Origin of the sequence: Verminephrobacter aporrectodeae subsp. tuberculatae, from assembly GCF_026127385.1 — a bacterium.
GTDB lineage: Bacteria > Pseudomonadota > Gammaproteobacteria > Burkholderiales > Burkholderiaceae_C > Acidovorax > Acidovorax aporrectodeae.
Genome location: NZ_QZCX01000003.1, coordinates 428,931 through 449,750 on the forward strand (window position 1 = coordinate 428,931; position 20,820 = coordinate 449,750).

Annotated in this window: 15 protein-coding genes; all 15 read left to right on the forward strand. The window is 60.6% G+C overall.

Annotation, left to right across the window (positions count from 1 at the left end; genetic code table 11):
• Positions 1 to 46 precede the first annotated feature (46 nt).
• Positions 47 to 1,159 (forward strand): hypothetical protein, encoded by a 1,113-nt coding sequence (locus D5041_RS17010; protein WP_265285294.1) that lies wholly within the window; start codon positions 47 to 49, stop codon positions 1,157 to 1,159.
• 954 nt (positions 1,160 to 2,113) lie between these two features.
• Positions 2,114 to 7,039, forward strand: coding sequence for an RHS repeat-associated core domain-containing protein (locus tag D5041_RS17015; protein ID WP_265285295.1), 4,926 nt, complete (start codon positions 2,114 to 2,116; stop codon positions 7,037 to 7,039).
• 95 nt (positions 7,040 to 7,134) lie between these two features.
• Complete coding sequence (locus D5041_RS17020) at positions 7,135 to 8,148, forward strand: IS701 family transposase (protein WP_265257526.1); 1,014 nt, start codon at positions 7,135 to 7,137, stop codon at positions 8,146 to 8,148.
• A 91-nt stretch (positions 8,149 to 8,239) separates the two neighbouring features.
• Positions 8,240 to 8,662: a hypothetical protein gene (locus D5041_RS17025; RefSeq protein ID WP_265285296.1), complete on the forward strand. Its 423-nt coding sequence runs from the start codon at positions 8,240 to 8,242 to the stop codon at positions 8,660 to 8,662.
• Positions 8,614 to 9,393 (forward strand): hypothetical protein, encoded by a 780-nt coding sequence (locus tag D5041_RS17030; protein ID WP_265285297.1) that lies wholly within the window; start codon positions 8,614 to 8,616, stop codon positions 9,391 to 9,393. Before D5041_RS17025 ends, D5041_RS17030 begins: the two co-directional genes overlap by 49 nt.
• 91 nt (positions 9,394 to 9,484) lie before the next feature.
• Positions 9,485 to 13,630, forward strand: coding sequence for a phospholipase effector Tle1 domain-containing protein (locus tag D5041_RS17035; protein ID WP_265285298.1), 4,146 nt, complete (start codon positions 9,485 to 9,487; stop codon positions 13,628 to 13,630).
• A gap of 2 nt (positions 13,631 to 13,632) precedes the next feature.
• Positions 13,633 to 14,361 (forward strand): hypothetical protein, encoded by a 729-nt coding sequence (locus D5041_RS17040; protein ID WP_265280838.1) that lies wholly within the window; start codon positions 13,633 to 13,635, stop codon positions 14,359 to 14,361.
• A 3-nt stretch (positions 14,362 to 14,364) separates the two neighbouring features.
• Positions 14,365 to 14,835: a hypothetical protein gene (locus tag D5041_RS17045; protein ID WP_265285299.1), complete on the forward strand. Its 471-nt coding sequence runs from the start codon at positions 14,365 to 14,367 to the stop codon at positions 14,833 to 14,835.
• Positions 14,836 to 14,906: 71 nt separating this feature from the next.
• Complete coding sequence (locus D5041_RS17050) at positions 14,907 to 15,692, forward strand: DUF2145 domain-containing protein (protein ID WP_265285300.1); 786 nt, start codon at positions 14,907 to 14,909, stop codon at positions 15,690 to 15,692.
• Between the two features lie 357 nt (positions 15,693 to 16,049).
• The gene (locus D5041_RS17055) at positions 16,050 to 16,355 is read left to right on the forward strand and encodes a DUF2818 family protein (protein WP_010099652.1); all 306 of its coding nucleotides are present in this window, start codon (positions 16,050 to 16,052) and stop codon (positions 16,353 to 16,355) included.
• Positions 16,356 to 16,379: 24 nt separating this feature from the next.
• Entirely contained in the window at positions 16,380 to 16,847 is a 468-nt protein-coding gene (locus D5041_RS17060; RefSeq protein WP_265280842.1) for a DUF1178 family protein, read from the forward strand.
• 89 nt (positions 16,848 to 16,936) lie between these two features.
• Positions 16,937 to 17,743 carry a DUF1444 domain-containing protein gene (locus tag D5041_RS17065; RefSeq protein ID WP_265285301.1) on the forward strand — a complete coding sequence of 269 codons (807 nt, stop codon included), beginning with the start codon at positions 16,937 to 16,939 and terminating at the stop codon, positions 17,741 to 17,743.
• A 207-nt stretch (positions 17,744 to 17,950) separates the two neighbouring features.
• On the forward strand, positions 17,951 to 18,721 hold the full coding sequence (locus D5041_RS17070; protein ID WP_265280844.1) for an ABC transporter ATP-binding protein: 771 nt from the start codon (positions 17,951 to 17,953) through the stop codon (positions 18,719 to 18,721).
• A gap of 80 nt (positions 18,722 to 18,801) precedes the next feature.
• Positions 18,802 to 19,536, forward strand: coding sequence for an ABC transporter ATP-binding protein (locus D5041_RS17075; protein ID WP_265280845.1), 735 nt, complete (start codon positions 18,802 to 18,804; stop codon positions 19,534 to 19,536).
• Positions 19,537 to 19,591: 55 nt separating this feature from the next.
• Positions 19,592 to 20,785, forward strand: coding sequence for an ABC transporter substrate-binding protein (locus D5041_RS17080; protein ID WP_265285302.1), 1,194 nt, complete (start codon positions 19,592 to 19,594; stop codon positions 20,783 to 20,785).
• Positions 20,786 to 20,820 lie beyond the last annotated feature (35 nt).

Sequence of the window (20,820 nt, forward strand, 5' to 3'; positions counted from 1 at the left end):
TGATTCGCTCCCCATGCCCCATCGACCCTTATCCCCGGAGCGCCCCATGGCGGCGCCCCGCACCCGTTTCCTGTTCTGGCTGCTGGCCTGCGGCCTGGCCCTCACTGCCTGCAATGGGGGCGGTGACGCCGTGGACCCCGTGGACGTTGGTCATGATGCAATAAACGGTGACATCTTCATTACTCCCGCTGGTGTGCTGTGCCTCCAGCGCGAGATGGGCGGCAACTGCGTCCAACCCACGTCGTCGTCCACCAGTGAATTGGCGCTGCACAAGGCCATAACCGACCCTGAGCCCGACGCACCGATGATCAACTTCGACATCTCGGGCTACATCGTCGGTGGTCTCCTCACCGACACCGCCTTAACCACCCCCTCCTACGGCTTGGCGCGGCGCCATGTCCAGGCCGGACGCAACTGCAACTGCTTCATTGTGGATGGCAGGCGTTACGGGCATGTCAAACACCAGCGCGACACAGAGTTCTACTACACACGCGAACAGGGTGGCGCCGCCGGCTTTAACTTTACGTTCAGCGAGGATATGGGTCAGAACCCGGCTTGGTACTTTTCCTTCGGCGAGGGCGAAGGCACCATTAGAAAGAAAGGTGCTGGCTGGTTTGCCCAGCTCGGATTGCTCACCGACCAGACCGATGCGCCCAGGACCCGGAAAGTGACCTATGTGGGTCTCTACTATTCATTGTCAGGTACGGCAAAGGACCTCAACGAGAACGGCACAGACACTCTGAACATAGTCCTCACCTACGAGGCCGAATTGGATCTGCACACGGGCTCACTGAGCGGGGTCAGCATTGACTACACCGACCCCAAGGCGCAGAGGCACACGCGCCTGAAACTGCCCGATCTGACGTTCAAGCATTCGCGGCTGCATGGCCTTTCAAAGACACAACGCATCGACATCGAGATCGATGGCCCCGGGGAGGATTTGCGCCCGGGGGCACCGCACCCGGATACCCCGCGCACCCAACACGATTTCACCATCGAGGGGCTGGAAGGCGAGATCTTGGGCAAGCAAGCCGCGCTCATCCATCTTGTAGGTGGGGGACCCAAGGGGGTCTTTCAGGTCATGCTGGTTCGCAAGGAATTGTTTGAGCTTATGGACGACCCTGTCATCAACTTCCCCTTGATCCCTGCCAAGCCCTGAACCCCAGCCCATGCGGGCCGCCAGCCTAAGCCAATTCACCATGCGCCAACACAGCACACCACGATCCGCTGCACCACGCCAGCGCGGCAGCGCCATGATCGAGTTCACCGTGGTCGGCCCCATCATTACGCTGCTGGGGCTGGCCATGCTGCAATACGGCCTGGTGTTCTTCTCCAAAAACCAGATTAACCACGCGAGCTTTATGGCCGCGCGCGCGGGCAGCATGGCCCACGCCAAACTCCCGGACATCCGCGAAAGCTATTTGCGCGCGCTGGTGCCGCTGTACGGCGGGGGCAGCAACAGCGCGGAACTGGCGCAGGCCAAGGCCAAGGCGGCGGCCGACCTGCAGGGCAATCTGCGCATCGACCTGCTCAACCCCACACGCGCGAGCTTTGACGACTGGAGCGATCCCCGGCTGGAGCAAAAGTACAACGCGCGCGCAATACCCAACGCGGGCCTGGCATACCGTGACAGAACCGTCGGCAGCCAATCGGGCCAGAGCGTGCAGGACGCGAACCTGCTCAAGATCAAGGTGACGCACGGCTACGAGCTCAAGATTCCGTTGGTCAGCACCATCTACAAGCACTACCTGAAGTGGTTTGACAACGGCGGCGACAGCTTCCACAGCCAACTCATCGAACAGGGCCGGCTGCCGGTCGTCACGCACGTCACGCTGCATATGCAAAGCGACGCCGTCGAGGGCGAGAGCACGATTTCCAACAATCCGGGCGGCCCAGGCAGTCCGGGTGGCAAATCCCCGGCACCCGACTGCATCACCATGGGTTGCACGGTGCTCGACCCGGGCGGAGGCGACTCGGACGCAGGCGGTGGTATCGGCGACGGTGCTGACCCGGGCCCAGGTGGCGGCACCGGTGGCGCTGACAACCCGGGTGCCGGCGGGGGAGACACGGACTGTGTCGGTGCGAATTGCCCATCCTGTGGAGCCACCAAATTATGCACCCGAAACAACTGCTGCAAGCAGCCTGTCTTGTATGGGCGGTATTGCTCGGCCAAAGCGTATCGGCCGGTCCGCTCGACGGTCTGCCCGGAGGCAAGACGCCGGGGACCTGCGACCCGAAACGCCAAAGCTGCATGCCCGGCACAGAAAAGCCCGATACCGCCGGACCGGGCGGCGGGGTCTGCAGCCCCACGCCAGGCGGTGCGACCTGCGGCAGCCCGGGCCCCGCGAGCCAGGGCAACACCAGCGGCACGAACCAGGGCGCGGGCAACCCGATCCACGTCATCAGCGGCAACAAATACCAGCGCGAGGAAGACATGCCCGCGCTGCCCGGCCTGCTCGGTCTGGAAATCGTGCGCCACTACAACAGCCAGTACGGCCGCAGCAACGTGCCCCCGGGAATCCTGGGGCGCGGCTGGAAGCTCAGCTACGAAACCGATCTGTACGACATCGGGAACACCGTGCAAATCGTGCAGGCCGACGGCACACGCATCATCTTCAAGAAAACCGCGCAAGACCCCAGCCAGTGCGCGAGCGAGCAGCCGGACAACGGCGTGGTGAGCATCCGCAACGCGGGCAGAGCACCGCGGACCCAGCAATACCTGTGGCGCTGGACCGACGGACGCGAACTGCTCTTCAACCACCGGGGCCGGCTCATGCGCATCAGCCTGCCCAGTGGCGAAAGCGTGCAACTGCAATACGGCGCCCAAGGCCGCTTGCAGCAAGTCACCGACCCGCAAGGGCGCAAACTGCGGCTGAACTACCGGGAGGACCGCCTGGAACACTACGTGAAATCGTCCCAGGCAAGCGCCAAACCGCCGCCGCGCTACGACGGCGTGCAAAGCATGGACAGCCCCACGGGCCGCTTCGAATACCGCTATGGCAGCGCCTTGCCGCAGGGCAGTGAACAAACCAAAGCCCAGGAATTCCGAGAGCAGCAGGAACTGGCGAGCGCGAACCTGGTGCAGGTGCGCCACCCCGCAGAACAGGGCAAGGGAATCACCCGGCACTACCACTACGAAGACGCGCGCTTCCCGACCCTGCTCACGGGCATTAGCGTCAGCGGCCAAGGCAGCGACGGCCGGCCGATGAACGAACGCATCGCCAGCTATGGCTACGACGCCAACGCGCTGGCGATCAGCAGCGTGCGCGGCGCACCCGACAGCGACACCGAGAAGGTCACGCTCGACACCCGCACGCCCAGACAAACCGTGCTGACGAATAGCCAGGGACAAAAAACCACCTACCGGCACGGAATCATTGCCATGCAATGGCGCCTGCTGGAGGTGCGCGGCGCAGGCTGCGCCAGCTGCGGACCGAGCAACGAGCGCTACCAATACGACGCCATGGGCCGGATGACCGAAGTGACCCAACTGGACCCGCAAGGCCAACCGGTCAGCGGCAAGCGCACCGAGCTCGACGTCTACGGCCGCCCGGTAAAAATCAGCACCGTGACCTACACGAAGGGGCGCGCGCAGCCCGCGCAATGGCAGCTGCGCTACGGCTATGCAAGCGCGCAATACGCACCGGAACTGATCGCACGGCCCAGCGTGGTGCCCGGAAGGGAACAGCAAACGCGCATCCGCTACAACGCCGCAGGCCAGCCAACCGAGGTGACCGAAAGCGGATTCAGCCCGCTCGACACCCAGGGGCGACCCATTGCCAACGCGGAGCAGGCCACGCCCATCAGCCGCACGACGCACTACCGCTACGCCATGATCGGCGGCAAGAGCGTGCTGGTAGAAATAGACGGCCCCCTGAAAACCCCGCAGGACAGCGACGTCACGCGCCTGGAATGGGACCGGGGTGGCAGCTTCATCACCCGCATCGAGCAGCCCGGCGGACGGCGCAGCCAGATCGAACACGACCCGCGCACGGGCCTGATCACCCAGGTGAGCAACGAACAAAACGGACAAACCCGGTTTCGCTACAACAGCGCCACCCAACTCATCAGCACCCGCAGCACGGGCCCAGGCAGAAGCCGGCCCCAGGAACAAAGCTACCGCTACGATGCGCTGGGCCAGCTCAGCGAAACCGGACAAGGCAGCCTGGACGCCAGCAGCAAGGCCGAAGAAGCCTACCGCCCCCAGACCCGCCTGAGCGTGGACGCGCAGGGGCGTTTGCAATGGCAGGCGAACGCCCACGGCGTGATCGTGCACAACCGCTACGACAGCGAAAGCCGGCTGCTCGAAACCGGCCGCTACAGCGCGGGCATGGCGCAACAACAGCACTACCGCTACGACGCACAAGGCCAACTGTTGACCACCTGGGACAACACCGGAGCGGTGCTGCACATTGGCTACGACGCCCGGGGACAGATACAGGACCTGACCGACGGCGCAGGCCGCAGCCGACTACTGCCCCAACCCGGCACAGCGGGCGCACAGCCCATGCGCGACGATTTTGGCCGCACCGTGCGCACCAGCAACCCCGACGCAGGAGCCAGCATCCGGGAATACGACGCAGCAGACCGCCTGATAGCCAACCGCGACGCCGCCGGCAACCAGGCGCACTACGCGTACGACCCAGCAGGACGCATCCTGCGCCAAGACATCAGCGACACAGCCGACCCGAAAAAAACCACCACGACCACCTGGCACTACACAGGCAACCAACTCACTGCCCTCGAACACCCCACGCAAAGCGAGCACTACCAGCACGACCCACAGGGCCTGCGAACCGAGCGGCGCACCATCCGGCACCAGGCCGACGGCAGCACCCGAAACAGCCTGACGCGCTACACCTACGACGAACAAGGCAACGTGCTCAGCACCAGCCTGCCCGACGGCAGCCGCCTGATCTATCAGCGCGACCCGCAGGGCCAAATCGTCGCCCTGCAGCGCAGCCGCATCCAGACCCGCTGGCTGCAATGGCTCAGCCCGCCGCAAACCATCGTGCAAGACCTCAAACGCGATCTGGTGGGATTGAGCCAACTGCGCACAGGCAACGGAATCGAAGCGCACTACCAGCGCAGCCAAGAAGGCGTACTGGCGCGCGTCGTGTACCGCCGGACGCAGCCAACGCGAACGGCGCGGCGCGCGGCAGCGGCAGAACTGCTGGGCCAGACCAGCCAACTGCTGCTGGGAGTCCGCAGCGCACACGCCCAGGCACAGGCCAAGCCCGGGAACCCAGAATCCGACAACACCCTGCCCGGCGCACTGGGCTTGGCAGCGGACCCGCAGGCGCTAATGGACCAACGCTACCTGTGGGATACGCGCGGCAACCTGCTGCACCGCGAGGACCGCGCGGGAGAATCCGCGCGCAGCAGCTACGCCTACGACGCACGCAACCGCCTGGTCGCCGGAGTGCAGGCACAAGGAGAGAGGGCACAAGTCAACCGCTACCACTACGACCCCAACGAGCGGCGCGTGCTGAGCCAGCAGGGCGTAGAAACACAGGACGAACTGCAAAAAGCCACGCAGCAAACCCGTTACCCCGCGCAAAGCCACCGCTGGAGCGAAGAACAAGCGCAAGGGACGACCGCCGTGCTCGCACGCTACGACGCCAACGGCCAGCCCACACAGATCGGGCAACGCGAATACCAATGGGACGCACTGGGCAAACTGACAGAAGTGCGCGAAAAAGGCACAAGCCTGGCCCGCTACCACTACAACCACCGGGGCGAGCGCATCAGCAAAACTACAGCCAGCGGCAACACAGCCTACCTGTACGAGGACCGCCAACTCAGCGCCGAACTCGACGCACAGGACCGGATCACGCGCCAATACATCTACTTGGCCAATAGACCCATAGCCATCATCGACACCCCCGCAGGCCGCCCACTGGCCGACGTCCCCCGCGGCGTGCTGGCCGACCTGAAAATCATCGTGCAAAGCTGGTTTGACCAAGCAGAAAAAATCGCATGGCTGCACGCGAACCACCTCGGGGCCATTGAAGCGGCGACCGACGCACAAGGGCAATTGGTATGGCAGGCCAGCTACGCGCCCTTTGGGCAAGCAAGCATCCGCACAGTGCGGCTGGATGCACAAGCAGCGCAAACGGACTTCACGCTCAACCTGCGCCTGCCAGGCCAATACGCCGACAGCGAAACCGGGCTGTACTACAACGGCCAGCGCTACTACGACCCCGAACGCGGTCAATACCTGACCCCCGACCCCCTGGGCACGCCCGATGGACCCAATCCCTATAGCTATGTGCGCTACAACCCGCTTAAATACATTGATCCAGATGGGTTGGTGCTGTTTGCGTTTGATGGGACGGGGAATAGTACAAATGTGTCTGAGCTCAGCAAGTCAGGGGATACTATGACAAATGTGGTTTCTTTCCAAAGATACTACGAAAAATCAAATGGAAGAAAACACTATATCAGTGGAGTCGGAACGACAGACATGAGCGATCCCACGCGTCCCATCGAGCCAAAAACATGTCTTGTTCCTTTAGTTATTCCTACCACCCAAGACAAGGGGTTAAATTGTACAGGGCCAGAGAGAATTGAGCGCATGATTGAATATTTCAATACAGAAGCCAAAAACACGAAAGAAGATGAGACCATGCAGGTAGATATCATCGGATTTAGTCGGGGCGCTGCACAGGCACGTGATTTTGCTAACAGGATTGCGGAAAAAACGGATTCTAAAGGTTGGTATCGTTATAAAAACAAGAAGACGAAAGAGGAAGTCTGCAGAAAGGTCAACTTCCGTTTTATGGGTTTGTGGGATACGGTGTTGAGTACCAATTTTTCATCACATCAAAACTATCAATTAGCCATCCCTGCACAATTTTCCTATGTCGCCCACGCGGTGGCATTGAATGAGCATCGTGGTGATCCCAATTCACCATACCGACCGATGGCGAATGGGAAAAGTTCATGGGGTGAATTTCCATTGGAGTCCATCATGGGCACCGAGATACCAAAAGATAAAACCCGAATTGAACAGGGATTTATTGGCTCACACTCATAGGACTTACGCAAACCAAAATAAATAATCGAGAAAATAGTTTTTTGTAATGTTTTGTGATGTATAATTGCATGGTTTCAACTCCACACTTCATGAACATGAAGCCAACACGCCGTGATTACTGTCAATTTCTCATTTCGTCGCAGACGAATTACACGCAAACTTGGTTTGCCGATCATCATCAGCATTTTTCGCATGACGCCATCAATCGCTATTTGCAGAATGACGATGTAACGCCGGGTGATGTCTGGAAGCAGGCCAAAGGTGTGATTGAAACTTCTCCCGATGGCTTTCTCGTGTTTGACGACAGCGTTTCGGACAAGAACCATTCGCACAAGATGGAGTTGGTGCGCTTGCAATATAGCGGTAACGAGCATCGCCTGATCAAGGGAATCGGTATCGTCAATTGTTTGTACGTGGACCCACAAACCAAGCGCTACTGGATCATAGATTGGCGCGTCTATGAGCCGGACATTGATGCCAAGTCCAAGCTCACCCATATGAAGGAAATGTTCGACGACGCGCTGAACATCAAAAAACTGCCGTTCCGTGTGGTGCTGATGGATTCTTGGTACGCCACCAAGGATCTGATGCTGCACGTGCACCGCGAGGGTAAGATATTTTACTGCCCACTCAAGAGCAACCGCAAGGTGGACGACAGCGGTGGAAAGCAACCCTATCAGGCCGTGAGCAAATTGCAGTGGAATCAACAGGAAGCAGCACATGGCAAACTGATCAAGATTCATGGTTTTCCAGGTGCAACGAAGGTCAAGTTATTTCGGGTTGCGATTACAACGAATCGCACGGAATGGATTGTGACCAATGATCTTGATCAGGCATCGACCGACAATGCAAAAGCGATATGTGGCATACGTTGGAAGATTGAGCAGTATCATCGCGAAGTGAAACAGACGCTCGGAATTGAGAAGTGCCAATGCAGATCGGCCAAGGCACAACGCAATCATATTGGCTGTGTGATATTGGCATGGAATTATATGTCTACACTGGCTAAAAAGTTGAAAACGAATATTTACAATCTCAAAAAGGGGATGCTATCGGCTTATATGAGACAGGAGTTGGCCCAACCAAGCGTGCTCATGGCCTTCGTCTGAACTGACTACAAAAGTCCGAGTTGCGCGCTAGCTGGATTTGGTCTGCGTAAGTCCTAACTCAGACATTGGTGGTGGTTACAAGGATAACTCCTTGTCCAAAGTAGCATTGGCATGGATGGTTGAGCAAGCCAGAAGCGCTGGAGTCGAGATGAGCAAAAAATCGATCGATATGCCACCCAATCCCGTATTGCATGACAAAAGTACCAATATAGCCTTGGGTGAAGCCACTGGCCGCCTTGAGGATCGGGATGTACGCTATACCGATGGTCGCAAGGTGAAGCAGCTTAAGATGACTGGTACAGGACTGACTTATGCAGAAATAAAAAAGCACAACCTTATAAGCTACACACCCCGCGATTTGGTTCCTCGTATAGATATGGATCCGTCTCTCCCTTTGCCTCCGGAAACAAAGTATCTGTATACAACCGATGAGACAGGTACTGTAAATATGGGAAGCTACCGGGATTGGTTGTCAAAAAATGGGTACAAGCTTGGAAATCTGGTGATCAAATAATTATGAAGAATACCAATATCTTGAGCAGACGCGCCACGCTAATATATTGTCGACGTCAATTGCCGTCGATTCTGTTGTTGATTTTTTTTGTGAGTGGAGTCTATATTTTTCTGAATCCGGAAGCACGCCCATGGAACGTGTCCAATTTGACGCCTGAAGAAAAAATGCTGATCCATAAATATCGAGGGATTCGTGGAGGGGTCTTGTACATCAGTGCGGTAGGTGAAGATAAAAATAATGTCACGATGCTTGATCAAAATGGTTGGGTGTGGCACTCTGAATTTTCTATGGGTGAAGGCGGTGATAGCTATTCCGCCTATCCCGATGCCATGTCCATTCCCAGAACATTGCACGTGACATGGAGAACTGATGATGCAGAACCCCGGAAAAATCGCAATGGGGTGCGTGAGGTTACCTCTGGTTTTGAAGGTGGAACCATCCTTGGAGACTACACCGTCCAAGTTGCATCAAGGATTCCCGATGATGTCTTGGACTTTATCCGTAAAAATGGCAGTTCGTTGTTGCGTCTCAAGATCCGCTTGGCGGATCATGGTGTATTGGTTGGCTGGGATGTGGAAGAGTGGTACAACGCGATAGGTGGACGAACTTATCGCTATGTAATGCCCGGCGGGGATTTCAGGGAACCGCAGAGAGATAATGGCGAAGTCGTTGAGCGTGGTTGGATGATCATGCCCGATGGAAAGAAGGTTGAGATGGATTGGACTAGATAAGCCATGAAAAATATCCCTCACCAGCCCAGCGTACTCCCCCACCATTTGCCAGCGGCCAGCCTGCCTGGACACCCGCACGCCCAGACAAACCGTGCTGACGAATAGCCAGGGACAAAAAACCACCTACCGGCACGGAATCATTGCCATGCAATGGCGTTTGCTGGAGGTGCGCGGCGCAGGCTGCGCCAGCTGCGGACCGAGCAACGAGCGCTACCAATACGACGCCATGGGCCGGATAACCGAAGTGACCCAACTGGACCCGCAAGGCCAACCGGTCAGCGGCAAGCGCACCGAGCTCGACACCTACGGCCGCCCGGTAAAAATCAGCACCGTGGCCTACGCGAAGGGGCGCGCGCAGCCCGCGCAATGGCAGCTGCGCTACGGCTACGCAAGCGCGCAATACGCGCCCGAACTGATCGCACGGCCCAGCGTGGTGCCCGGAAGGGAACAGCAAACGCGCATCCGCTACAACGCCGCAGGCCAGCCGACCGAGGTGACCGAAAGCGGATTCAGCCCGCTCGACACCCAGGGGCGACCCATTGCCAACGCGGAGCAGGCCACGCCGATCAACCGCACGACGCACTACCGCTACGCCATGGTCGGCGGCAAGAGCGTGCTGGTAGAAATAGACGGCCCCCCGAAAACCCCGCAGGACAGCGACGTCACGCGCCTGGAATGGGACCGGGGTGGCAGCTTCATCACCCGCATCGAGCAGCCCGGCGGACGGCGCAGCCAGATCGAACACGACCCGCGCACGGGCCTGATCACCCAGGTGAGCAACGAACAAAACGGGCAAACCCGATTCCGCTACAACAGCGCCACCCAACTCATCAGCACCCGCAGCACGGGCCCGGGCAGAAGCCGACCCCAGGAACAAAGCTACCGCTACGACGCACTGGGCCAGCTCAGCGAAACCGGGCAAGGCAGCCTGGACGCCAGCAGCAAGGCCGAAGAAGCCTACCGCCCCCAGACCCGCCTGAGCGTGGACGCGCAGGGGCGTTTGCAATGGCAGGCCAACGCCCACGGCGTGATCGTGCACAACCGCTACGACAGCGAAAGCCGGCTGCTCGAGACCGGCCGCTACAGCGCGGGCATGGCGCAACAACAGCACTACCGCTACGACGCACAAGGACAACTGCTGGCGACCTGGGACAACACCGGAGCAGCGCTGCACATTGGCTACGACGCCCAGGGACAGGTACAGGACCTGACCGACGGCGCAGGCCGCAGCCGGCTGTTGCCGCCCCAACCCGGCATAGCCGGCGGACAGGGCGCACAGCCCATGCGCGACGATTTTGGCCGCACCGTGCGCACCAGCAACCCCGACGCAGGAGCCAGCATTTGGGAATACGACGCAGCAGACCGCCTGATAGCCAACCGCGACGCCGCCGGCAACCAGGCGCACTACGCGTACGACCCAGCAGGACGCATCCTGCGCCAAGACATCAGCAACGCGGCCGACCCGAAGAAAACCACCACAACCACCTGGCACTACACAGGCAGCCAGCTCACTGCGCTCGAACACCCCACGCAAAGCGAGCACTACCAGCACGACGCGCAGGGCCTGCGAACCGAGCGGCGCACCATCCGGCACCAGGCCGACGGCAGCACCCGAAACAGCCTGACGCGCTACACCTACGACGAACAAGGCAAGGTGCTCAGCACCAGCCTGCCCGACGGCAGCCGCCTGATCTATCAGCGCGACCCGCAGGGCCAGATCGTCGCCCTGCAGCGCAGCCGCATCCAGACCCGCTGGCTGCAATGGCTCAGCCCGCCGCAAACCATCGTGCAAGACCTCAAACGCGATCTGGTGGGATTGAGCCAGCTACGCACGGGCAACGGAATCGAAGCGCACTACCAGCGCAGCCAAGAAGGCGTACTGGCGCGCGTCGTGTACCGCCGGACGCAGCCAATGCAAACGGCGCGGCGCGCGGCCGCGGCAGAACTGCTGGGCCAGACCAGCCAACTGCTGCTGGGAGTCCGCAGCGCACACGCCCAGTCCGCGCCGACCAAGCCCACGGACCACGAGACCGACACCGAAGCCCTGCCCGGCGCGCTGGGATTGGCAGCGGACCCGCAGGCGCTCATGGACCAACGCTACCTGTGGGATACGCGCGGCAACCTGCTGCACCGCGAGGACCGCGCGGGAGAATCCGCGCGCAGCAGCTACGCCTACGACGCACGCAACCGCCTGGTCGCCGGAGTGCAAGCACAAGGGCAGAGGGCACAAGTCAACCGCTACCACTACGACCCCGACGAGCGGCGCGTGCTGAGCCAGCAGGGCGTAGAAACGCAGGACGAACTGGAAAAAGCCACGCAGCAAACCCGCTACCCCGCACAAAGCCACCGCTGGAGCGAAGAACAGCCGCAAGGGGCGACCGCCGTGCTCGCGCGCTACGACGCCAACGGCCAGCCCACACAAATTGGGCAACGCGAATACCAATGGGACGCGCTGGGCAAACTGACCGAGGTGCGCGAACAAGGCACAAGCCTGGCCCGCTACCACTACAACCACCGGGGCGAGCGCATCAGCAAAACTACAGCCAGCAGCAACACAGCCTACCTGTACGAGGACCGCCAACTCAGCGCCGAACTCGACGCACAGGGTCGGATCACGCGCCAATACATCTACCTGGCCAACAGACCCATAGCCATCATCGACACCCCCGCAGGCCGCCCACTGGCCGACGCCCCCCGCGGCGTGCTGGCCGACCTGAAAATCATCGTGCAAGGCTGGTTTGACCAAGCAGAAAAAATCGCATGGCTGCACGCCAACCACCTCGGGGCCATTGAAGCCGCAACCGACGCGCAAGGGCAACTGGCATGGCAGGCCAGCTACGCGCCCTTTGGGCAGGCAAATATCCGCACGGTGCGGATGGATGCACAAGCAGCGCAAACGGACTTCAGGCTCAACCTGCGCCTGCCAGGCCAATACGCCGACAGCGAAACCGGGCTGTACTACAACGGCCAACGCTACTACGACCCCGAACGCGGTCAGTACCTGACCCCCGACCCCCTGGGCACGCCCGATGGACCCAATCCCTATAGCTATGTGCGCTACAACCCGCTCAAATACATTGATCCGGATGGGTTGGTGCTGTTTGCGTTTGATGGGACGGGGAATAGTACGAATGTGTCTGAGCTTGACAAGTCAGGGGATAGCATGACCAATGTGGTTCTTTTTCAAGATTACTACGAAAAATCAAATGGAGAAATCCGCTATATCAGTGGAGTCGGAACGATCGACATGAGCGATCCCACGCGTCCCATCGAGCCAAAAACATGTTTTGTTCCTTTAGTTCTGTCTACCACCCAAGACAAAGGGTTAAATTGTACAGGGCCAGAGAGAATTGAGCGCATGATTGAATATTTCAATACAGAAGCCAAAAACACGAAAGAAGATGAGACCATGCAGGTAGATATCATCGGATTTAGTCGGGGCGCTGCACAGGCACGTGATTTTGCTAACAGGATTGCGGCAAAAACGGATTCGAAAGGTTGGTATCGTTATAAAAACAAGAAGACGAAAGAGGAAGTCTGCAGAAAGGTCAACTTCCGTTTTATGGGTTTGTGGGATACGGTGTTGAGTACCAATTTTTCGTCACATCAAAACTACCGATTAACCATCCCTGCACAATTTTCCTATGTCGCCCACGCGGTGGCCTTGAATGAGCACCGTGATGGGAAAAGGGACTGGGGTGCATTCCCATTGGAATCCATCATGGGTACGGCAATGCCAAAAGACAAAACCCGAATTGAACAGGGATTTATCGGTTCACACTCGGACATTGGTGGTGGTTTCAAGGAAAATTCCTTGTCCAAAGTGGCATTGGCATGGATGGTTGAGCAGGCGAGAAGCGCCGGAGTCGAGATGAGCAAAAAATCGATCGATATGCCACCCAATCCCGTATTGCATGACAAAAGTAAAAATATAGCCTTGGGTGAAGCCATTGGCCGCCTTGAGGATCGGGATGTGCGCTACACCGATGGCCACAAGGTGAAACAGCTTAATATGAAAAATACAGGACTGACTTATGCTGAAATCAAAAAGCACAACTTTATAAGTTATACACCTCGCGATCTGCTTCCTCGTATAGACTTGGAGCCATCTGTCCCTTTGCTTCCAGAAATAAAATATCTGTATACAGCCGATGAGACGGGCACTGTAAATATGGAGAGCTACTGGAATTGGTTGTCAAAAAATGGTTATAATCTTGGAAATCTGGTGATAAAATAATTATGAAAAAGACCAATATCTTTAGAAAACTCACTGCACTGCTATATTATCGACGTCAATTGCTGTTGATCCTGTTGCTGGCTTTTTTTGTGGGTGGTTGCTATATTCTTTTGAATTCGGAAGCACGCCCATGGAACGTATCCAACTTGACGCCTGAAGAAAAAATGCTAACCCATAAATATCGAGGAATTCGTGGGGGAGCATTGTATATCAGTGCGGTAGGTGAAGATAAGAACAACGTCACGATGCTTGATCAAAATGACAGGGTGTGGCGTGCTGCATTATCTCTTGGTGAAGGAGGTGGTCGCCATTCAACCTATCCCGACGCCATGTCCATTCCCAGAACATTGCATGTGACATGGAGAACGGATGATGCAGAACCCCGGAAAAATCGCAATGGATTGCGTGAGACTACTGCTGGCTATGAGGGCGGAAGCATTCTTGGAGACTACACCGTCCAGGTTGCCTCGCGGATTCCCGATGAGGTTTTGGACTTTATCCGTAAAAATGGCAGTTCATTGTTGCGTCTCAAGATCCGCTTGGCGGATCATGCCGTGCTGGTTGGCTGGGATGTGGAAGAGTGGTACAACGCCATAGGCGGACGAACTTATCGTTATGTAATGCCCGGCGGGGATTTCAGGGAACCGCAGAGAGAGAATGGAGAAGTCATTGAGCGTGGTTGGATGATCACCCCCGATGGGAAGAAAGTTGAAATGAATTGGACCAAATAAACCATGGAAAATACCTCCCAAATTCTGCATGGCCCCCTCACCCGCCATGCGCTCGCAGCCTGCCTGCTATGCGCCGTGGCGACCCTGCCCGCGCGGGCGCAGAGCGAGGTGTCTGCCGCGCTGTCCATGCTGCCCCTGGCCTCGGTCGTTGGTACGGCCGAGATGGCGTCCAGCGCGGCGGGTGCGGTGGGGGCCTTGCCGGTGGCCCTGTCGGTGAACGGTGCGCAGCTCACGGTCAAGGCGGTGCAGGCCTCGGCCACCGGCACGGTGTATCTGCTCGAGCGCGTGTCCGATGCGGCCCAGGTCAGCGTGCAGGTCGTGGGCCGGGGGGTGGGCGCGTCGGCCCATGCCGTGGGCACGGTGCTCCATTGCAGCGTGATCGCCACGGGCGTGGTGCTGTCGGCGACGGGGGAGGCCATTGCCTTCGTGCCCGACGCCATCGCCCGTGCGCTGTTGTACAACGAACGTTTGTGAGGAGCGAGGCCATGCTGGCAGTGCAGACGATTCGCGCGCGCGTCCGGTCCGGCGCACTGCGCAGTTGGGGCATGACCCTTCTCCTGGCCGCCGCGCTGGCCACCCAGGCGCATGCGGGCCGTTCCTGCGAGGCGCGCAAGCCCACGCTGCAGGTCATCGAGCGCGGCATGAAGCTGGCCCAGCAGACCGCCGCCGCGCTGGACGCCGAGAACACCCGGTCCGGCGCGCAGGTCGTGCTGCTTGGCCGTGCGGGGCAGGATTTGGGCAAGTACGGTCTGCGCTACTCGCACTTTGGCTGGGCCTACAGGACGCCCGAGGGCAGCTGGCGCGTGGCGCACAAGCTCAACGAATGCGGCACGGCCGAGGGCTATCTGTACCGCCAGGGGCTGGGCGAGTTCTTTCTGGACGACCTGTGGCGCTACGTGGCCGTGTACGCCGTTCCCACGGCCGAGGTGCAGCAGCGCCTGCTGTCCGTGCTGCTGCACGACGAGCGCATCCGGGCGCTGCAGCACCTGCCCTACAGCACGGTCAGCTACGTGTGGGGGGTCAAGTACCAGCAGTCCAACCAGTGGGCGCTGGAGACGCTGGCCATGGCGATGGACCCCGCCGCGGTGCACACGCGCGCGCAGGCGCAGGCTTGGTTGCAGCGCAAGGGCTACGCGCCCAGTGTGCTCAAGATCGGCGCGCTCACGCGCCTGGGCGGGCGCCTTGGCTCGGCGAACATCGCGTTCGACGATCACCCGGGGGAGAAGCGGTTCTCCGACCGCATCGAGACGGTCACGGTGGATTCGGTGCTGGATTGGCTGCAGCGCGCGCAGTTGGCGGCGCAGCCGGTGGGGCTGGCGGTGGAGGATTGAGCGCTTGGCACAAGCGCGATCCGCCGGGCCAGCATGGGCTGAGCCGCGCGGACCGTAATCGCCGCCTGATCAAACACCCTGAGCGTGCGGCAGCACCGGACGCATCCGCACGAACGGCAAGAAGCCATAATCCACGATGACTTGGCCCATGGCTTCCCATCCCCCCGTGCAGCAGTTCCGGTTTGCCGATGGCAGATTGGGAACATGGCCAAGGCACGGTCCGTGAGACGATGACCAGCAGTACGGTCGGGACGCGAGCCCCTTCGCCGCCCGTGACGGCAGCGCAGACTGGGCCATCGACCAGCCGCTGGACCGCTTCGGTATTCCGCCCCATTGATTGCACTCCCCCCCATGTCTGTGTCTCTGACCGGTTCCGTCTGGCTCATCATCGTGGCCGCCTGCATCGCCGCCAACCTGCCCTTCGTCAACCAGCGCTGGTTGCTCGTGGGGTCCGTTGCCACGCCCGAAAAGCCGCTGGCCGCGCGGCTCGCCGAACTCGTGCTGCTGTACTTTGCGGTCGGTGGTCTGGCGCGCCTTTTGGAGCGCCGCGCCGGGCAAATTGCACCGCAGGGCTGGGAGTTCTACGCCGTCACCGGGGCGCTGTTTCTCACCTTCGCGTTCCCCGGCTTCGTCTACCGCTACCTGCTGCGCCGCCATGGCTGAGCCCGCACCTGTACGATGCACGCCATGAAGGTGCTTGACCTCCAATGCCGGCAGGGCCATGTCTTTGAGGGCTGGTTCGCGTCCGAAGACGATTTCCAGAGCCAGAAGCAGCGCGGACTCGTGCAATGCCCCCTGTGCGCCGACGGGCACGTTGAAAAGCGCCTGAGCGCGCCGCGGCTGAACCTCGGGGCACAGGAGCCGGTGGCATCCGCGCCGCCTCCGCCGCTGGCGCCGGCCCGCGACGCCGGCGTCGGCGTACTGCCACCGGCTCTGCAGGCCACTTGGCTGGAACTGGCACGCAAGATCGTGGCAAATACCGAGGACGTGGGGCCGCGCTTCGCGCAGGAAGCCCGGCGCATGCACCATGGCGAAGTGCAGGAACGCGCGATCCGCGGCCAGGCCACGCCCGACGAGGCGCTACAGTTGCGCGAGGAAGGAATCGCCGTCATGCCCCTGCCCCTGCCGGCGGCGGTCAAGGAAACGCTTCAATAATCCCGGCTTCCGCGCCTTGCACGACTCTCCCCATTTCCGATGACGTCGCCAGGCAACGTATCCCATCATCCATCCGCACGAGAAATTCCATGCTCAACGCCCTATTCAATCGCTTCAAAAAAATGACCGAAACAGATCCGCTAACGCGGATGCTGCAGCGCGAGAAACTGATACCGCGCATCAAGCATGTGGATTTTCTCAAGGAACTGAAAGAGTACGGCGTTCCCGAACGGCAGCACCCGGCCAGCACACCGCTGTGCGGAGAATTGCTGGTGATCTACGCATTCGACTTGCCGGAACAATTCATCATGGCCACACCGGACCAGTTGGCACAGGCCGGTATTGCCGTGTCCGAGATGCCTGCGCTGGCTTTGCAAAATCTGGCACGGCGGATGCCGCCGACGACGCAGCATGTTGACCAGCACGGCTGCGTGGCGATACGCACGGGCGGTGAACTGGAGGCCACGCTGCTGTTGTCCGATTCCTTTTGGGAGCCTATGCAAGCCAGCTTGGGCGACGCCATCGTGGCCGCCGTGCCACGGCGCGACAGCCTGCTGCTGTGCGATAGCAGGGACGCCCGGGCGCTCGGGCAGTTGGACAGCGAAGCGCAAAGAATTTTCACCGGGACACAGGATGCCCACGCGCTCTCCGTGCAGAAAATGCTGCGCCGCAATGGTCACTGGGAATTGTTCGGGATGCATTCCCGGACTGCACCACCAGAGCAGACGATGCAATCGGAATTGATGATTTTCAAAGATGCCAGTGACCAGTATGTGACCATGAAATACGACGCAACAAGCGATGCACTCAATGGAACGCCGGAGGATGTCGTCGAGGACATGAAGAAATCCGGGTTGGCGCTTATTTCCCGGGAAAAATTGGACCCGGATGCGTAGCAGGAACAGGGATTTCATTGGGCGCTGTGGCCTCCTCACCTGGCTCCGGCGCGCGCAAGGCGAATGGGGCGGCGCGGCCCCAAAGTAATGAATAGGCATTAGCCCCAGTATCTGTAGCAGGCCAGGGGAGCATACGATGCCGCATGATCGATCCCCCACGCAATGGCCGCAAGGCTTTCGGCACCCAGCGCAAACGGCCCCGGCACAATGAGCGACGTCATTCTTGAAACCTTCGACCTGACCAAGGAGTTCAAGGGCTTCAGCGCCGTGAGCGGTGTGAACCTGGCGGTCCGCCGGGGCACGATCCATGCGCTGATCGGCCCCAACGGGGCCGGCAAGACCACCTGCTTCAACCTGCTGACCAAGTTCCTGGAGCCGAGTTCGGGGGTCATCCGCTTCAATGGGCAGGACATCACGCACGAGCGGCCGGCGCAGATCGCGCGCCGCGGCGTAATCCGCTCGTTCCAGATTTCCGCTGTCTTCCCGCACCTGAGCCTGTTGGAGAACGTGCGCCTGGGCCTGCAGCGCAGGCTCGGCACGTCTTTTCACTTCTGGCGCAGCGAGCGCAGCCTGCGCCAGCTGGACGCGCGCGCGATGCAGTTGTTGGCCGAGGTGGGGCTGGAGGAACTGGCCGATGAACCGACCGTGAACCTGCCGTATGGCCGCAAGCGCGCGCTCGAGATCGCCACCACGCTGGCCATGGAACCCGCGCTGATGCTGCTCGACGAGCCCACGCAGGGCATGGGCCATGAGGACGTGGACCGCGTCACGCAACTCATCCGGAAGGTGTCCGCGGGGCGCACCATTTTGATGGTCGAGCACAACATGCAGGTGATCGCGCGCATCGCCGACCGCATCACCGTGCTGCAACGTGGCGCCGTGCTCGCCGAGGGGACTTACGCCGAGGTGTCCAGCGACCCGCAGGTCATGCAGGCCTATATGGGAACGACTGATGGCCAGCTGCAGGGAGCGCATTGAGATGCCCCTGCCCCCGTCCCTGCCGCTTCACTTGCGGACCCACCCGCTTCCTGCATCGCAGGTGGCGCGCAGCACACGGGATGATTGACGTGGCCGCCACCGCCGCAGCGCCCCCCGCGCTCGAAATCCACGGCCTGCATGCCTGGTACGGCGAGTCGCACGTGCTGCACGGCGTGGACATCACCGTGCAGCCCGGTGAGGTGGTCACGCTGCTGGGCCGCAACGGCGCGGGCCGCAGCACCACGCTGCGCGCGATCATGGGGCTGACTGGCGCGCGCCGGGGCGCGATCCGGATCGGCGGCGTGGAGACGGTGGCCATGCCCACGCACCGCATCGCGCATCTGGGCGTGGGCTACTGCCCGGAGGAGCGCGGCATCTTTTCCAGCCTGTCGTGCGAGGAGAACCTGCTCCTGCCCCCGGTGCTCAGGACGGACCGCCCGGGAATGCCGCTGCCGGAGATCTACGCCATGTTCCCGCACCTCGCGCAGCGCCGCAGCAGCCAGGGAACGCGCCTCTCGGGCGGCGAGCAGCAGATGCTCGCCGTGGCGCGCATTCTGCGCACGGGCGCCGGGCTGCTGCTGCTCGACGAGATCTCCGAGGGCCTCGCGCCGGTCATCGTCCAGGCCCTGGCGCGCATGATTACCGTGCTGCGCGCCAAGGGCTACACGGTGGTCATGGTCGAGCAGAACTTCCGCTTTGCCGCGCCGCTGGCCGACCGCTTCTACGTGATGGAGCACGGCCGCATCGTGGAGAATTTCGCCGCCTGCGCGCTCGAAGAGAAGATGCCCGTGCTCACCGAGCTGCTGGGCGTTTGACGCCCGCGCGCACGCCCTCCCCCATTCCTTTCACCAGACCCACAGGAGAGATTTCATGAAGAACCAACGCAGGGCGCTGACCGCGGTGCTGCTGGGAATTGCGGCCCTCACACAGGCGCAGGCGCAGGAAAAGGTCCGGATCGGCTTCATCACCGACATGTCCGGCCTGTACGCCGACCTGGAAGGCAAGAACGGTGCGCTCGCGATACAGATGGCGATCGACGACTTTGGCGGCAAGGTGCTGGGAATGCCCATCGAGCTGATCGCTGCCGACCACCAGAACAAGGCCGACATCGCCGCGTCCAAGGCGCGCGAGTGGATCGACACCCAGGGCCTGACCATGCTGTTCGGTGGAACCAACTCCGGCACGGCCCTGGCGTCCGCCAAGGTGGCGGCGGAAAAGAAGCGCGTGTACATCAACAATGGCGCTGCCACCTCGGCGCTGACGAATGAGCAGTGCACGCCCTACACCGTGCACTACGCCTACGACACCGTGGCGCTGGCCAAGGGAACGGGTTCGGCGATCGTCGATGCGGGCGGCAAGAGCTGGTACTTTCTGACGGCCGACTACGCCTTCGGCCATGCCCTGGAAGCCGACACCAGCACGGTCATCAAAGCCAAGGGCGGCAGCGTGGTCGGCGCGGTGCGCCATCCGCTCAACGCGTCGGATTTTTCGTCCTTCCTGCTGCAGGCGCAAAACTCCAAGGCGCAGATTCTCGGTCTGGCGAACGCCGGGGGAGACACCGTGAACGCCATCAAGGCAGCGAAGGAATTTGGCATCGGCAAAAGCATGAAGCTCGCCGGCCTGCTGATCTTCATCAGCGACGTGCACAGCCTGGGCCTGCGCAACACCGAGGGCCTGCAGTTCACCACCAGCTGGTACTGGGACCTGAACGATGAAACGCGCAAGTTCTCCGCACGCTTCTTCGAGAAGGCCCGGCGCATGCCGACCTCCGTCCAGGCCGCCGACTACTCCGCGACCATGAACTACCTGCGGGCCGTGGATGCCGCCAAAACCGTGGACGCGGACAAGGTCATGGCCGCATGGCGCAGCATGAAGATGAACGACTTCTTCGGCACGGGCCAGCTGCGCGCCGACGGCCGCTACGTGCACGACATGTATCTGATGGAGGTGAAAAAGCCTTCGGAATCGGTCAAGCCCTGGGACTACTACAAGCTGCTCAAAAAGCTGCCGGGTGAATCCGTTTTCACCACCCGGGCGGAGAGCAAATGCGCGCTCTGGAAGTAGGCCGAGGGCTCTGATTCCCTCCCCCTGCCCTCCCA

Excerpts from the sequence above, each read along its gene's own strand:
- D5041_RS17040 (WP_265280838.1), top strand. The coding sequence starts at position 13,633 with ATGAAAAAGACCAATATCTTTAGAAAACTCACTGCACTGCTATATTAT.
- D5041_RS17010 (WP_265285294.1), top strand. The coding sequence starts at position 47 with ATGGCGGCGCCCCGCACCCGTTTCCTGTTCTGGCTGCTGGCCTGCGGC.
- D5041_RS17015 (WP_265285295.1), top strand. The coding sequence starts at position 2,114 with ATGCACCCGAAACAACTGCTGCAAGCAGCCTGTCTTGTATGGGCGGTA.
- D5041_RS17065 (WP_265285301.1), top strand. The coding sequence starts at position 16,937 with ATGCTCAACGCCCTATTCAATCGCTTCAAAAAAATGACCGAAACAGAT.
- D5041_RS17050 (WP_265285300.1), top strand. The coding sequence starts at position 14,907 with ATGACCCTTCTCCTGGCCGCCGCGCTGGCCACCCAGGCGCATGCGGGC.
- D5041_RS17020 (WP_265257526.1), top strand. The coding sequence starts at position 7,135 with ATGAAGCCAACACGCCGTGATTACTGTCAATTTCTCATTTCGTCGCAG.
- D5041_RS17060 (WP_265280842.1), top strand. The coding sequence starts at position 16,380 with ATGAAGGTGCTTGACCTCCAATGCCGGCAGGGCCATGTCTTTGAGGGC.
- D5041_RS17045 (WP_265285299.1), top strand. The coding sequence starts at position 14,365 with ATGGAAAATACCTCCCAAATTCTGCATGGCCCCCTCACCCGCCATGCG.
- D5041_RS17070 (WP_265280844.1), top strand. The coding sequence starts at position 17,951 with ATGAGCGACGTCATTCTTGAAACCTTCGACCTGACCAAGGAGTTCAAG.
- D5041_RS17075 (WP_265280845.1), top strand. The coding sequence starts at position 18,802 with ATGATTGACGTGGCCGCCACCGCCGCAGCGCCCCCCGCGCTCGAAATC.
- D5041_RS17080 (WP_265285302.1), top strand. The coding sequence starts at position 19,592 with ATGAAGAACCAACGCAGGGCGCTGACCGCGGTGCTGCTGGGAATTGCG.